The organism is Citromicrobium sp. JLT1363 (assembly GCF_000186705.1).
Classification (GTDB): Bacteria; Pseudomonadota; Alphaproteobacteria; order Sphingomonadales; family Sphingomonadaceae; genus Alteriqipengyuania.
The window spans coordinates 1-14,012 of record NZ_AEUE01000007.1 but is presented as its reverse complement, the minus strand read 5'-3'; the positions used below and the strand labels follow the sequence as shown (position 1 = coordinate 14,012).

The following is a 14,012-nucleotide window of genomic DNA, read 5'->3' as shown; positions in this document are numbered from 1 at the left end:
CCAGGTTTCCTCGATCCCTCGCGAGCCCTGCTAGTAAAGCTAACCCGCCCCCTTCGTCTTGGTCGCGCCGATCTTCGCGCTTTTCTCGATGAAGTCGATAATCTGGCCCGCGATGTCCTTGCCGGTTGCGGCCTCGATGCCTTCTAGACCGGGCGAGGAGTTCACCTCCATGATGACGGGGCCGTGATTGCTCCGCAGCATGTCGACGCCGCACACGTTCAGCCCCATGCGCTTGGCCGCGCGCACGGCGGTGCTGCGTTCCTCCGGCGTGATCTTGATCAGCTGGGCGCTGCCGCCGCGATGCAGGTTGGAACGGAAATCGTCCGCCGCACCGGTCCGCTTCATCGCCGCGACCACCTTGCCGCCGATCACCAGCGCGCGGATATCCGTGCCGCCCGCTTCCTTGATGAATTCCTGCACCAGGATGTTCACGTTGGCGCCGCGAAACGCCTCGATCACCGACTTAGCCGACGACATGGAATCCGCCAGAACCACGCCGATCCCCTGCGTGCCTTCCAGCAGCTTGATGACCACCGGCGGGCCCTTCACCGCGCGGATGATCTCCTCCGCCTTCTTGGGATCGTTGGCATAGGCGGTCAGCGGCAGGCCCAGGCCGTGCTTGGCAAGGATCTGCAAGCTGCGCAGCTTGTCGCGGCTGCGGCCGATCGCCACGCTCTCGTTCAGCGGCCAGCAGCCGCGCATCTCGAACTGGCGCAGGATGGCAAGGCCGTAATTGGTGATCGAGGCGCCGATGCGCGGGATGACCGCGTCGAAGCCGATCGCGGGCTCCCCGTCGTAATAGACTTCTGGCTTGTGGCTGGCGATGTGCACGGTGCAGCGCAAGGTGTTGAGCCACGTGATCTCGTGCCCGCGCTGTTCCGCCGCCTCCATCAATCGCTTGTGCGAATAGAGGTTCGGATTGCGGGCTAGCAGCGCGATTTTCATGGGCGGATACTCATGGCCTGATCCTCAGGGTTTGTGGCCTTTCACGGGGTCCCGGCCGGGGGTCTGCAGCCAGGAATTGCCCGAATCGACAAGGTAGCGGCGGCGCAGCGCGCTCCTCCCTATCAGCATCGGGAATTTCATGTCGCTACGATCTGCTAGACTGATCTCGGCGCGAAAGGTTTCCTCGCCCAGCGTCAGCGGCGTCTTGATCACGTAGCGCAGCTGGGTCTCCCCGTTCGAACTGGTGATGCCGCGTACGTCGACATGCACTGCCTCGCACACCTGCATCACCCGCGTGCCCGGGAAGAACACCTCGAAGCGGACGAACTTCTCGCCGTCGCGCCGGAATTCCTCCAGCACGAGGCCATGAAGCGACGACGTGCGCGCGCCGCTGTCGATCTTCGCGGGCACGCCTTTCAGCCCGAGCTCGGGCAGATCGACGAGCTCGCGCCAGCCGACCGTAATCACGCCGGCTTCGTTCCGGCAATGCCCGGGATCACCATCCGCTGGGCTTGCCCTGGTTCTGTTCGTCCAGCCATGCCTTCAGCGGGGCGAAATACTCGACCAGCGCTTCCCCGCTCATCTCGCGGCTGCCGGTAAAGGCTTCGAGCGCGTCGGGCCACGGCTTGCTCGCGCCCATTTCGAGCATCGCGTTCAGCCGCTCGCCCACTTCCTCGTTGCCGTAGAAGGAACAGCGGTGCAGCGGCCCTTCCCAGCCCGCAGCGTCGCACGCGGCCTTGTAGAACTGGAACTGGAGAATCCGCGCGAGGAAATAGCGCGTGTAGGGCGTGTTGCCGGGGATGTGGTATTTCGCGCCCGGATCGAAGGCGTCGGCGGGCCGCTCCACCGGCGGGGTGATACCCTGATATTCGCGCTTCAGGTCGTGCCAGGCGGTGTTGTAGTCCGCCGGGGTGATCGAGCCGTCGAACACGCCCCAGCGCCACTTGTCGACCAGCAGGCCGAAGGGCAGGAACGCCACCTTGTCCATCGCCTGACGCAGCAGCAGGCCGATATCCTTGTCCGCGCCGGGCACGTCCGCCCGATCCAGCATGTCGATCTGGACCAGATATTCGGGCGTTATCGACAGCGCGATCATATCGCCGATGGCCTCGTGGAAGCCGTCGTTCGCGCCGTTGAGGTGCAGGAAATCCTGCTCCTTGTAGGCGCGCTGGTAGTAGTTGTGGCCCAGTTCGTGGTGGATGGTGATGAAATCGTCCGCGTTGCGCTTGATGCACATCTTGATGCGGATGTCGTCCTTGTTGTCGAGGTCCCACGCGGACGCATGGCACACCACCTCGCGGTCGGCGGGCTTGGTGAACATGCTGCGTTCCCAGAACGTCTCGGGCAGCGGCGCGAAGCCGAGCGAGCTGAAGAACTGCTCGCCCACGCGGACCATGTCGGTCTCGCTGTAGCCCTTCTCCCCGATCAGTTCGGTGAGATCGTAGCCGATGTCACCGGCACCCTCGGCCGCGACCAGCGGGTAGATATTGCCCCATTCCTGCGCCCACATATTGCCCAGCAGGTCCGCACGGATCGGGCCGGTAGCCGGCTGGATATCGTCGCCGTACTTTTCGTTCAGCTTGCTGCGGACGTAGGTGTGCAGCGACTGGTAGAGCGGTGCGACCTCCTGCCACATCCGCTCCAGCTCGGCGGAAAATTCCTCCGGCGGCATGTCGTAGCCAGAGCGCCACATGGTGCCGACATTGTCGAAGCCCAGCTCCGCCGCGCCAGCATTGGCGATTTCCACCATGCGCGCGTAATCTTCCTTCATCGGCGCGCCGACATTGGTGTGCCAGCTGGCCCACATCTCCGCGTACTCGGCAGGCGTGCGCTCCAGATTGCCCATCTCCGCCTCGATGTCGGAGCCGTTGATCTCCTCGCCGTTGAGCGTGCCCTTGCCCTTGCCGTACTGGCTGTTGAGGCTGGTCGCGATCTCGTTGAGTTCGGTCGCCGCACCATCGGCGGTCGGCGCGGGCAGGACGATGCCGTTGCGCAGGATATCCAGCTTGCGCGCCACTTCCGGATCCAGCCCGTCGACCTCCGCATATTTCGCCGCTTCGAGGGCGTATTGCACGCTCATCTCGGTGCCTTGCGCCCCCACCCGCGCCGCCATCGCGTCCGTATCATGCGTGATGTAGGTCGAGTTGACCCAGTAGATCTGCGCGGATTCCAGCGAGAAATCCCCCATCGTCTGCTCGACCATGGCGACCCAGTTCGCCGCGCCCTGCGGCGTCATCGGGTATTCGGCCTGCGCCATTTCGGCGCCTTCGTGATGCTCGGCGAGAGCGGGCGTGGCCAAGGCTGCGGTGGCGGCAGCAATCGCGGCAAGCGAGACGGAGATGCGGTTCATCGGGGCGTCCTGATAGGGGTTGTCGTTGGCCGCAAAACTAGCTGCGCGACGCGGAATAGCAAGCAGGGCGCGTCAGCCACGCGCAGCGGCGAGCCACTCGGCCATCGCGCGGCCCAGATCGGGCTTTGTCACACTGCTCATATGCGTACCGGGCACCTCGACATAAGTGGCATCGGGTAGCTGATCGGCCAGGTCCTGCGCCGAGCCATTGTCGCGGTCCTCGTCGCCGCACACCACCAGCGTGGGGCACGCGATGTTTGCCAGTTCGGACAGGTCGAGATCTTCCATGCTCTGCAGCAGCAGCCGGGCCGCCACGCGGTCCACCCCCTGCGACTTGAGAAACTGCATCGAAAAATAGGCCGGATCGCCCTTCGGAATTGCATCGAATTCGTCGATCACGCGCATGAAGAAGGCTGATCGCTTCTCCCATTCCTGCAGTCCGTCGACACCCATTCCGCCAAGGATCAGCCGCTTCGGGCTCAACCTGCCCGACGCCACGCCATGGATTGCAGTGCGCGCGCCGAGCGAGAAGCCGCCCAGATCGTAGTCGGTAAGGCCCAGATGCCCGACCAGCGCCACGACGTCTTTCACCAGGACGCCCGCGGGGTAGTGTTCCGGCCCGTGCGGTGCCTCGCTCTCCCCGTGAACGCGAAAATCGAGCATCAGGACTTCGTACCCCTGCTCCGCGATCCGCTGGGCATGGCCCCACTTGATCCAGTTCATCTGCGCGCTGGAAAACAGGCCGTGCAGCAGAACGAAGGGTCTGCCCTGCCCCACGCGGTGCAGGGCGAGCTTCGTGCCGTCGAAGGATGCGAAATGTTCGGTGGTCATCGCGGAACTGAAAACTCCTTCTGGATCGCCCGCCGCATATCAAACCCGGCAAAAGCAGCAATGATTGCATTAATAAGCACGCTTATTATATGCGCGCCCATGAACAAGAATCTCGGCTGGCTGATCGTGGATAATGCCCGCATGCTGCGGCGTGCGTTCGATGAGCGCGTGCGCACGCTGGGCATCACCGGGCCGCAGGCGCGCCTGCTGCTCGCGCTCGATCGCTCTCCCGGGGAGAAGCAGACTTTCCACGCGGAACTGCTGGAAGTCGAGCCTATCACGCTTGGGCGGATGGTGGATCGCATGGAGGAATCGGGCCTGGTCGAAAGACGTGCCGACCCATGCGACCGGCGCGCTCGCCTGCTCTACCTCACTCCGCGTGCGGCTGGCGAGATCGCCCGCATACGCCGCGAACTCGATGTCATGCTCGAACAGATGAACGATGGGCTCGACGAAAGCGAAGAAGCCGAGCTTTCGCGAATGCTCCACCGCATCTCCGAAAACCTGTCCACTCCGCCACGTTCCGAAGGCATTTCCAATGGCTGAAGCCGAGCCGGCAATCGCACCCGATACCGCCACCCCCGAAGAACCTGTCGCCACCCCTCCCGGGAAGAACCGGTGGCGCCGCATCGCGCTGATGATCGCGGTGCCGCTGCTGCTGCTGATCGGCGGGTTCGCCTACTGGTCCAGCCTGCAGGGCAAGGTATCGACCGACAATGCCTATGTGCAGCAGGACCGCGTATCGATTTCCGCCGAGGTCGGAGGACCGATCGTGGAGGTGCTGGTGGCGGACGGTGATCGGGTCGAGGCAGGCCAGCTGCTGTTCCGCATCGACGAGCAGCCCTATCAGGTGCAGATCGCAGAGGCCAATGCCGCGATCGCGCAGGCACAGGCCAGCCGCACCGCGCTGGGCAGCGATGCCGATCTGTCGGGCGCATCGATCTCTGCCGCGCGCGAGGACATTGCCTTTGCCGAGGCCAATTTCGCGCGAAAGGATGCGCTTTTCCAGAAGGGCTTCCTGACCAAGACCGAGCATGACGCCGCCGAACACCAGGTGAACCAGGCGCGCGAGGAACTGCGGCTGGCGCTGGCACGCAAGGCCGCTGCGCAGGCCCGGCTGGCACAGGGGCCTGCGGTGCCCGGGCAGGACCCGGCCATCGCCGCGGGCGAAGCCAAGAAAGCCGCCGCCCAGCTCAACCTCACCCGCACCGAAGTGCGCGCGCCTGCCGCGGGCACGGTAACGCAGGCCGATCGCCTGCAGCTCGGTCAGCAGGTCGTCCAGGGGCTGCCGGTGCTGACGGTGGTGCAGGATGGCAGCTCCTACGTGGAAGCCAATTTCAAGGAAACCGACCTTGCGGACATGGCGGTGGGGCAACGCGCGGAAATCCGCGTGGATGCCTATCCGGGCCTAGTTCTAGAAGGCGAAGTGGAAACGATCGGCGCGGGCACCGGCTCCGAATTCTCGGTGCTGCCGGCCCAGAACGCGACCGGCAACTGGGTCAAGGTGACGCAGCGCGTGCCGGTGAAGATCCGCATCACCAGCAAGAGTTCGCGGCGGCTGATCGCCGGTCTGTCGACCGAAGTGACCGTCTTCACTGACGACCGCTAGACCGATGGCCACCGCCGCCCGCCCCGCCGCGCCCGTCTCTGCTGGCCCGACCGCGTCTGCGGCCGATGAACCTTTGCTGCCGGTCCGCAACCAGCCGCTGCTGATGGTCGGCATCATGGCCGCATCGCTGATCCAGATCCTCGACACGACGATTGCCAACGTCGCCATCCCGCACATGCAGAGCAGCCTGGGCGCAACGGCGGAAAGCGTCACCTGGGTGCTGACAAGCTATATCATCGCCAGCGCGGTCGCCATGCCCGCAACGGGCTGGCTGGGAGACCGGATCGGGGCGCGGCGGCTGTTCATCTTCTCGGTCGCAGGATTCATCCTTGCCTCGATGATGTGCGGGATGGCGCAGAACCTGGGCGAGATGGTGCTGTTCCGCGCGCTTCAGGGGATCACCGGGGCCTTCATTCCCCCTCTGAGCCAGAGCTTCATGCTCGATACCTCGAAACCCAGCCGCCACCCGCAGGTGATGGCGATCTGGGGCCTGGGCATCATGATCGGGCCGATCCTGGGGCCGATTCTGGGCGGCTGGCTGACCGAGAGCGCCAACTGGCGCTGGGTGTTCTACGTCAACCTGCCGGTCGGTCTGCTGGCGCTGGCCCTGTTGATGGCGCAACTGCCGCACCGCGATGGCAAGCGGCGCAAGTTCGACCTGTTCGGCTTCCTCATGCTCGGGATAGCGCTGTCGTCGCTCCAGCTCCTGCTCGACCGCGGATCGCAGCTGGACTGGTTCCAGTCCGGCGAAATCTGGCTGTATGCCTTCCTGCTGGGCAGTTCCAGCTGGATCGCCGTGGTGCATTTCGTCACCGGACGCGAGCCACTGTTCGAAACCGCCATCTTCGCCGACCGCAACTTCGTGATCGCCCTCAGCTTCATGCTGGTAATCGGCGTGGTGATGTTCGCCAACATGGCGCTGCTGCCGCCGATGTTGCAGCGCCTGTTCGGCTACGGCGTGATCGATACCGGCATCGTGCTGATGCCGCGCGGGATCGGCGTGATGGTGAGCATGCAGCTTTCGAGCCTGCTGATGCGGCGCGGGTTCGACGCGCGGATCATCGTGGGCACCGGCTTCGCCATCGCGGCCTATTCCCAATGGATGATGGCGGGCTGGTCGCTGGCGGCGGACCAGTGGCATTTCATCACCACCGGCCTGGTGCAGGGGCTGGGCCTGGGCCTGGTGTTCATCCCGCTCAACGTCATGGCGTTTTCCACCCTGCCCGGGCACCTGCGCACCGACGGGTCGAGCCTGCTGAACCTTCTGCGCTCCGTCGGGGCCTCGGTCGGCATTTCGGTCACGACCGTGCTGCTGGCCAGCAACATCCAGACCGCGCATGCCGATCTTGGCAGCCACGTCACCTCCGCCACCATCAACGCGGTCGATATCTCCACGCTGGACCGCTTCCAGCCGCTGGGTCAGACGGCGCTTTCCATGATCGATCTGGAGATCAACCGGCAGGCGGCGATGATCGCCTATGTCGACGATTTCTATCTGATGATGTGGCTGGCGCTGGCGGCGATCCCGCTGGTCCTGCTGATGCGCAAGGCAAAGCCCGGCTAGGAACCCAGCCTGCCTAGCGGAAGTTGCAGTTCGCCCCGCCCCACAGCGTCGCGACTTCGCCATCCTCGATCAGGCCGGACACCAGCATTTCGCTGTCGCCCAGCATGAATTCCTCGCCCAGCGTGCTGTCCTCCAGCACGTCGTAGGTCGGCAACTCGCTCAGCTCGGACGCGGGCAGGCCCAGCTTCACGCCGTCCGGCCCGGTGAAGACCGCCCGCTCGCTCGGCCCGTTGACCATCCAGCCGACGAACCGATCGCCCTGAAAATTCGCGACGAACTGATCGAAGGTGGCGAACTCCATCGGGCCTGCGCCACATTCCTCGTTGGTACCGAACTGCGGCCCGCCGAAGATCATTGTCAGCTCTTCCACCACCGCATCCTGAGGGTCGCCGAAATCGAGCACGGTTGCGGTGCCGCCCGCCTCTGGCGCGGCGATCACCAGACCGTCCGCGCGCAGGTCTATCGGGCGGTTCCTGGGCGCATTGGGCGTCTGTGCGGCGATTTCCTCGGCGGTGGGGGGCTCGGCAGACCGGTCTGCGTCGCCACATGCCGCCAGCGCCAGGGCAACCGTGCCGATCAGCGCGCATCCGAACCGAGCCTTCATCCTACTCTCCCAAGCCTGTCTGGTGGTGCGCACAGTGTCAGAGCCGGGAGGCGCGGACAAGCGGGCATGCGCCAAGGGGCCTAACGTTCGTTATCGGGTCGCTGATCGATGATGACGCCGCCGGGGTCGCCGCCCGGCTCTCGACCGGATGTGTCGCGCTCTGCGCTGCCCGTATTGTCGCGCCACGCGCCGTCGATGGTCTCCCCGGCGCCCATGCCGCCCATCTGGCCGCGCACCTTCGCCAGCCGCTTCATCAGGAAGCGACGGAACAGGAGCGGCACCAGCAGCGACAGCACGGCGAAGGGCACAACGATCCACCACAGCCAGTCGAGCCAGTCGACCATCCGGGTGAGCGCGAAGATGACCGCAAGGATGATCCCCCAGCGGATCGCCCAGCGCCGCAGAAGCCGCCCGAAGAAAGCGGAGGACTCCCGCTCTATCTGGTCGAGCGACTGGTCCATCTGCGCCGCCATGCGCGCCTGCTGCTCGTGATCGGGGCCGAGCACGGCGGGCCTCAGCCCTTCTTCAGGTGGCGACGGCCCAGCAGTTCGGCGATCTGGACCGCGTTGAGGGCGGCGCCCTTGCGCAGGTTGTCGCTGACGCACCACAGGTTGATGCCGTTCTCCACCGTCGGGTCTTCGCGCACGCGGCTGATATAGGTCGCGCCGTCGCCCACGCTTTCCACCGGCGTGATGTAGCCTTCGTCCTCGCGCTTATCGACCAGCATGCAGCCGGGCGCCTCGCGCAGGATTTCCTGCGCCTGTTCCGCCGAAAGCTCGCGCTCGAATTCGATGGTGACGGCTTCGGAATGGCCGACGAACACGGGCACGCGCACGCAGGTGGCGGCCAGCTTGATCTTGGGATCGAGGATCTTCTTGGTCTCGACCACCATCTTCCATTCTTCCTTGGTCGATCCATCGTCCAGGAAGACATCGATATGCGGGATGACGTTGAAGGCGATCTGCTTGGTGAACACCTGCGGTTCCACCGGATCGCCCACGAAGATCGCGCGGCTCTGCTGGAACAGTTCGTCCATGCCCGATTTGCCCGCGCCGGAAACCGACTGGTAGGTGGAAACCACCACGCGCTTGATACCCGCCGCATCGTGCAGGGGCTTCAGCGCCACGACCAGCTGCGCGGTCGAGCAGTTGGGGTTCGCGATGATGTTCTTCGCGGTGTAGCCGTCGATCGCATCCGGGTTCACCTCGGGCACGATCAGCGGCACGTCCGGGTCCATCCGGAAGTGCGAGGAGTTGTCGATCACCACGCAGCCTGCCGCGGCCGCCTTGGGCGCGTATTCCTTGGCGATGGAGCCGCCGGCGGAAAACAGCGCGATATCCCAGCCGGTGAAGTCGAAATGCTCCAGATTCTTGCACTTGAGCATCTTGCCGGTGTCGCCGAATTCGATCTCCGTGCCCTGGCTGCGCGAGCTGGCCAGCGCCACGATCTCGTCGATCGGAAACGCGCGTTCCGCCAGCACCTGCATCATTTCGCGCCCGACATTGCCCGTCGCGCCGACCACGGCGACCTTGTAACCCATCAATCACTCCTGTTCGTGCTGCATCGCCACATGGGGAAAAGCGCGGGTTGTCGCAAGCGATAGCGGACTCAAATCACTCCGAGCATGTGCAGCACCAGCACGGCGAGCGCCCCGAAGGCCAGTACCGCGCCGGGAAGCGTGATCCATCGTTTGCCGACATTCTCCTTCACCGCCAGCGCATTGAGCGTGCCGAACACCAGCAGGAAAACGATGCTGGCCCCGCTCACCAGCCCGTCCAGCCCGCCCATCACGGCCAGCGCCAGCGCCAGCGCAGCGAGGGTGAGGACCGCCCATTGCGGGGAACCGTGAGAGTTCTTCCTGCCGAGCCCCTGCGGCAGGCCGCCATCCTGCGCCACCTCGCGCGCCAGCCGTGCGGAACTGAACAAGGTCGCATTGATCGCGCTGGCGGTGGAGAAGGCGGCGGCGATGGTCACCGCGATCAGCCCCGGTGTGCCCAGCGCGGCCTGCCCCGCGCGCGACAGCGCGACCTCGCCATCCTCGATCACCGCCTGCGTGCCGGTCAGCATCGGCACCGCCAGCGCTACCAGCACATAGATCAGCGCCGCGCTGCCGATGGCGAGCGGCATGATCCGGCGCATGATCCGCTTGCGGTCTTTCATCTCGTCATAGTCGTAGGCGACCAGTTCGAAGCCTTCATAGGCCATGAAGACCGAGGCTGCGCCGATCACGATGCCGATCAGGCCGGGCTGCTGCGCGATGGAGAGCTTCTCCGCCTCGAACTGCGACAGGCCGAACGCCGCCAGCCCGGCCAGGATAGTCAGCTTCACCACGACGATGGTGATTTCCACGCCCGCCGCCTGCCCTGCTCCGCGCAGGTTGATCCCGGTCATGGTCAGGATCGCCGTCGCTGCCATCGCGGGCGGCAGCCAGGATGGCCCGCCGATCGCCTGGCCCAGATAGGCCCCGAAGGTGTAGGCATAGACCGCGCAGGTGAGCACATAGCCCGCCAGCAGCACCCAGGCCGAAAAGCGCGCCAGACCGGTGAAGCCCAGGTCGCGCAGGAAGCTGTAAACGCCGCCTGCCTCGTCCTTCTCCACCGTCAGCGCGGCGAGACTGTGGCCGGTGGCATAGGCAACCAGTCCGCCCAGCACGAAGCTGAGCGCGGCCCAGTGCCCCGCGCTGGAAATAACCACGCCCAGCGTCGAGAATATCCCGCCGCCGACCATCCCGCCCACCGCGATGGCCCAGACTGCGGCCAGCCCCAGCTCACCGTCGGAGGACTTGCTCCCGCTCATGCGAATGTCACTCCGGCGGCGTCACGCCGTGGCTGTCGAGAAAGCGGAAGATCGTGTTCCACAGGTGCGGGCTGATATTCTCGCCCGACACACGGTGGGTGTAGCCGGGGTAAAGCATCATTTCGAACGCCACGTTGTTTTCCTGCAGCACCGAGATCAGCTCGGACGAATTCTCGAACACCACATTGTCGTCCGCCATGCCGTGAATCAGCAGCAGCGGGTCGGAGATGTCGGTGGCGTTCGGGATCGCGCTCGCCGCTTCGTAGGCTTCGGGCACCACGTTGGGATCGCCCATGAAGCGCTCTGTATAATGCGTGTCGTAGAGGCCCCAGCGGGTGACAGGCGCACCCGAAATACCCGCCGCATACAGCCCGGGATCGGCCTGCAGCCGCTTGAGCGTCATGTAGCCGCCGTAGGACCAGCCGTAGATCGCCAGCTTGTCCGGATCGACGAAATCGAGAGTCTTGAGGAACTGTGCGCCCGCCTTCTGGTCGCGCACCTCGACGCCTCCCATCGCGCGGTACAGCGGCTGCTCGAAGGCGACGCCGCGATTGGCCGATCCGCGATTGTCGAGCGCGAAGTAGATGTAGCCCTTGTCGACGATGGCCTGCGCAAGCGCGCCCTTCCAGCCGCGATCGACGATCTGAGAGCCGGGACCGCCGTAATGCATGATGAACACGGGGTACTGCTTGCCCGGCTCTATTTCGGGCTTGAGCATCATGTAATGCAGCGGCGTGCCGTCTTCTGCGGGCAGCGTGCCGAATTCGGGCCAGACATGGCTGGCGAGGTAGGGCGCGTAAGGGTGATCTTCGTCGAGCGCATTTTCCTGCACCCAGGCGAGGCGTTGCCCGTCGGTATCGGCGAGGTAGCTTTGCGGCGGCTGGCTGGGGGAAGACCGGCTGACGAGCAGCGTCTGTCCCTGCTCGTCCATGCTCGCGCTGTTGGTGAAACCGGGGTCGGTCAGGAGTGCGCCGCCCGCTTGCCCATCCAGCGAGGTGCGATAGATCTGCTGGGTCAGCACATTGGTTGTCGCCTGGTAGAAGAACTCGTCAGTCTCTTCGTTGACCCCGACGAGCGAGGTGGCCGGTTCGTCGCCGCTGGTCAGCTGCTGCCAGTCATTCCCGTCGAACCGATAGAACTGGCCGTAACCGTCGCGTTCGGACCACCACAGCAGCGATCCGTCCTTCAGGAAGCGGTAGCTGTCCGACAGATTGATCCAGTAGTCCTCGGTCGCCGCTTCCTCGGTGAACCAGACTTCGCTGTTGCCAGTCGCCGGATCGACCTTGAGCATGTCGAGCCGGGTCTGCTCGCGGTTCTGGCGCTGGACGTACAAGGTGCCATCGGGTGCCCAGTCGACGCGGGCGAGGTAGATGTCGGTCTCCTCGCCAAGGTCCACCTTCACCCGGTTGCCGCCGTCCGGATCCATCACGAACAGCTCGACGATGGCGTTGTCGCTTCCCGCTACGGGGTAGCGCTGGTCGTACACCTTGGTGCCGGTCGCGCCGATGGCAGCGCGGGTGACCACGCCCACCGGGCTCTCGTCGGTCCGCTGAACCGCGATCCGCTCCTCCTTCGGCCCCCACCAGTACCCTGTCAGGCGGGCCATCTCTTCCTGCGCGACGAATTCCGCCTCGCCCCAGCGGATCAGTTCGCCTTCTTTCGGCGTGATCGGCTGCGCATCTTCCCCGACCGGGCCAGTCCACAGCTGCCGGTCGCGGACGAAGGAGACATACCTGCCTTCCGGGCTGAGCTTGGGGTTGAGTTCGCTTTCCTCGGTATTCGTCAGGCGCGTGACCGTACCGTCCAGTTTCGCAAGATAGAGATCGCCATCGAGCGGAACGAGCACGCCCGATCCATCCGAATTCCACTGGTAGGTAATGATGCCCCTGAGGTTGCCGACCCGCGCGCGCTCGCGCTGCATCTTCTCGTCTTCGGACAGCTCGCGGCCCGAGCCCAGGGCCTTGGAGTCGACCAGCATGGTCCACTCGCCGCTCTCCCGGTCGTAGCCCCACAGATCGTAGCGCTCGCGCTCGTCCGCGCGGTTGCGCAGCAGCGTGAGGTAGCGTCCGTCGGGCGAGAGCTTGGCCTGCCGAGGGCTCGCACCATCCAGGCCGGGGCTGGCGAACACGCGTTCGAAGGTGAGGTCGGCGGATTGGGACTGTTCTGCGGTCATGGGGTCGCTTTCCTGCGCCGCAAGCGGAGTTGCAAGGGCAAGGATGGCAGCGGCGGCAAGCAGGTGGCGCATTGGTGGGCAATCCCTCGAAACAGGCAAAAGAAAAGGCGCCGCGGTTCTAGACCGCAGCGCCCTTTCGTCAAACCGATGCTGGCAGAAAGGCTCAGTCGGCCTTCTGGTTCGGCGCGTTCTTGGCCGGGCGCGTGTCGCGACGTTCGGCGATACGCGCGCTCTTGCCGGTGCGGCCGCGCAGGTAATAGAGCTTCGCACGACGCACGACTCCGCGGCGGACCACGGTGATCGAGTCGACGATCGGCGAGTAGAGCGGGAACACACGTTCCACGCCTTCGCCGAAGCTCATCTTGCGAACGGTGAAGTTGGAACCCATGCCGCGGTTCGAACGCGCGATGACCACGCCTTCGAAGTTCTGAATACGCTCACGCGTGCCTTCGACGACCTTCACGCCGACGCGCACGGTGTCGCCCGCGCGGAATTCCGGAATATCCTTGCCGAGGTTTTCAATCGCTTCGGCTTCGAGCTGCTGGATCAGGTTCATGCCTAATCGTCCTTCGTTTCTCGCTGCGCGCCAGAGGCAGACTGGACCGGAGCACCAGTATGGCGCTCCCACAAATCCGGCCTGCGTAACCGTGTCATCTCTTCGCTTTGGGCTTTTCGCCACGCCGCGATCTTCGCATGATCCCCCGATCGCAGCACTTCGGGGATCGTGCGCCCTTCCCATTCCTGAGGTCGGGTGTAGTGCGGGTATTCCAGAAGGCCGTCCTCGAACGACTCTTCCGCCCCGCTTGAAGCCGCGCCCATTACTCCCGGAAGCAGCCGAATGCAAGCGTCGAGTATCGCGATTGCGGCGGTCTCTCCGCCGGACAGGACGATGTCGGCAAGGCTCACCTCCTCGATCTCGGGCCGTGCCTCGAACAGCCGCTCATCGAAGCCTTCGAACCGCCCGCACAGGATGGTGACGCCGGGGCCTTCCGCGATCTCGCGGATACGCGCCTGCGTGATCGGCTTGCCGCGCGGGGTCATCGCGAGGACGGGCACCGGCCTACTCTCCCCCTCCCCTTCAGGGGGAGGGGGTTGGGGGGAGGGGCATCGAATTGCGCGGGACGGACTGGTCCGCGGGAA

General features: G+C 65.0%; 13 protein-coding genes and 1 pseudogene. 3 read left to right on the top strand and 11 right to left on the bottom strand.

Annotated elements, in window-relative coordinates; all coding sequences use genetic code 11:
- Positions 1–39: 39 nt before the first annotated feature.
- From rimK to ADAD_RS0111455, 4 genes are all read right to left on the bottom strand, one after another.
- Positions 40–945 carry a 30S ribosomal protein S6--L-glutamate ligase gene (gene rimK / locus ADAD_RS0111470; RefSeq protein WP_010413875.1) on the bottom strand — a complete coding sequence of 302 codons (906 nt, stop codon included), beginning with the start codon at positions 943–945 and terminating at the stop codon, positions 40–42.
- A 24-nt stretch (positions 946–969) separates the two neighbouring features.
- A complete protein-coding gene (locus ADAD_RS0111465) occupies positions 970–1,413 on the bottom strand; it encodes an ATP-dependent zinc protease family protein (RefSeq protein WP_010413873.1) in 444 nt (147 codons plus the stop codon).
- Positions 1,414–1,441: 28 nt separating this feature from the next.
- Positions 1,442–3,295: a M2 family metallopeptidase gene (locus tag ADAD_RS0111460; protein WP_010413870.1), complete on the bottom strand. Its 1,854-nt coding sequence runs from the start codon at positions 3,293–3,295 to the stop codon at positions 1,442–1,444.
- 72 nt (positions 3,296–3,367) lie between these two features.
- Entirely contained in the window at positions 3,368–4,126 is a 759-nt protein-coding gene (locus ADAD_RS0111455; protein ID WP_010413867.1) for an alpha/beta fold hydrolase, read from the bottom strand.
- A 99-nt stretch (positions 4,127–4,225) separates the two neighbouring features.
- Between ADAD_RS0111455 and ADAD_RS0111450 the strand changes: the two genes are divergently transcribed.
- From ADAD_RS0111450 to ADAD_RS0111440, 3 genes are read left to right on the top strand one after another with little or no spacing between them, the layout of a single operon-like run.
- Positions 4,226–4,672: a MarR family winged helix-turn-helix transcriptional regulator gene (locus ADAD_RS0111450; RefSeq protein WP_010413865.1), complete on the top strand. Its 447-nt coding sequence runs from the start codon at positions 4,226–4,228 to the stop codon at positions 4,670–4,672.
- The gene (locus ADAD_RS0111445) at positions 4,665–5,735 is read left to right on the top strand and encodes an HlyD family secretion protein (protein WP_010413862.1); all 1,071 of its coding nucleotides are present in this window, start codon (positions 4,665–4,667) and stop codon (positions 5,733–5,735) included. The genes ADAD_RS0111450 and ADAD_RS0111445 overlap by 8 nt, the downstream gene beginning before the upstream one ends.
- 4 nt (positions 5,736–5,739) lie before the next feature.
- Entirely contained in the window at positions 5,740–7,299 is a 1,560-nt protein-coding gene (locus ADAD_RS0111440) for a DHA2 family efflux MFS transporter permease subunit (RefSeq protein ID WP_010413860.1), read from the top strand.
- Positions 7,300–7,312: 13 nt separating this feature from the next.
- Here ADAD_RS0111440 and ADAD_RS0111435 read toward each other — a convergent pair whose 3' ends face one another.
- From ADAD_RS0111435 to trmD, 7 genes and pseudogenes are all read right to left on the bottom strand, one after another.
- Positions 7,313–7,903 carry a hypothetical protein gene (locus ADAD_RS0111435; protein ID WP_010413858.1) on the bottom strand — a complete coding sequence of 197 codons (591 nt, stop codon included), beginning with the start codon at positions 7,901–7,903 and terminating at the stop codon, positions 7,313–7,315.
- 80 nt (positions 7,904–7,983) lie between these two features.
- Positions 7,984–8,409: a hypothetical protein gene (locus ADAD_RS0111430; protein WP_010413856.1), complete on the bottom strand. Its 426-nt coding sequence runs from the start codon at positions 8,407–8,409 to the stop codon at positions 7,984–7,986.
- Between the two features lie 8 nt (positions 8,410–8,417).
- Entirely contained in the window at positions 8,418–9,443 is a 1,026-nt protein-coding gene (locus tag ADAD_RS0111425) for an aspartate-semialdehyde dehydrogenase (protein ID WP_010413855.1), read from the bottom strand.
- Positions 9,444–9,511: 68 nt separating this feature from the next.
- The gene (locus ADAD_RS0111420; protein ID WP_010413853.1) at positions 9,512–10,699 is read right to left on the bottom strand and encodes an APC family permease; all 1,188 of its coding nucleotides are present in this window, start codon (positions 10,697–10,699) and stop codon (positions 9,512–9,514) included.
- Positions 10,700–10,706: 7 nt separating this feature from the next.
- Positions 10,707–12,944, bottom strand: coding sequence for a DPP IV N-terminal domain-containing protein (locus ADAD_RS0111415; RefSeq protein ID WP_010413851.1), 2,238 nt, complete (start codon positions 12,942–12,944; stop codon positions 10,707–10,709).
- A gap of 91 nt (positions 12,945–13,035) precedes the next feature.
- Entirely contained in the window at positions 13,036–13,428 is a 393-nt protein-coding gene (gene rplS / locus ADAD_RS0111410; protein ID WP_010413850.1) for a 50S ribosomal protein L19, read from the bottom strand.
- 2 nt (positions 13,429–13,430) lie between these two features.
- Positions 13,431–13,928: pseudogene (gene trmD, locus ADAD_RS15895) on the bottom strand (tRNA (guanine(37)-N(1))-methyltransferase); the annotation flags it as partial.
- Between the last annotated feature and the right edge of the window lie 84 nt (positions 13,929–14,012).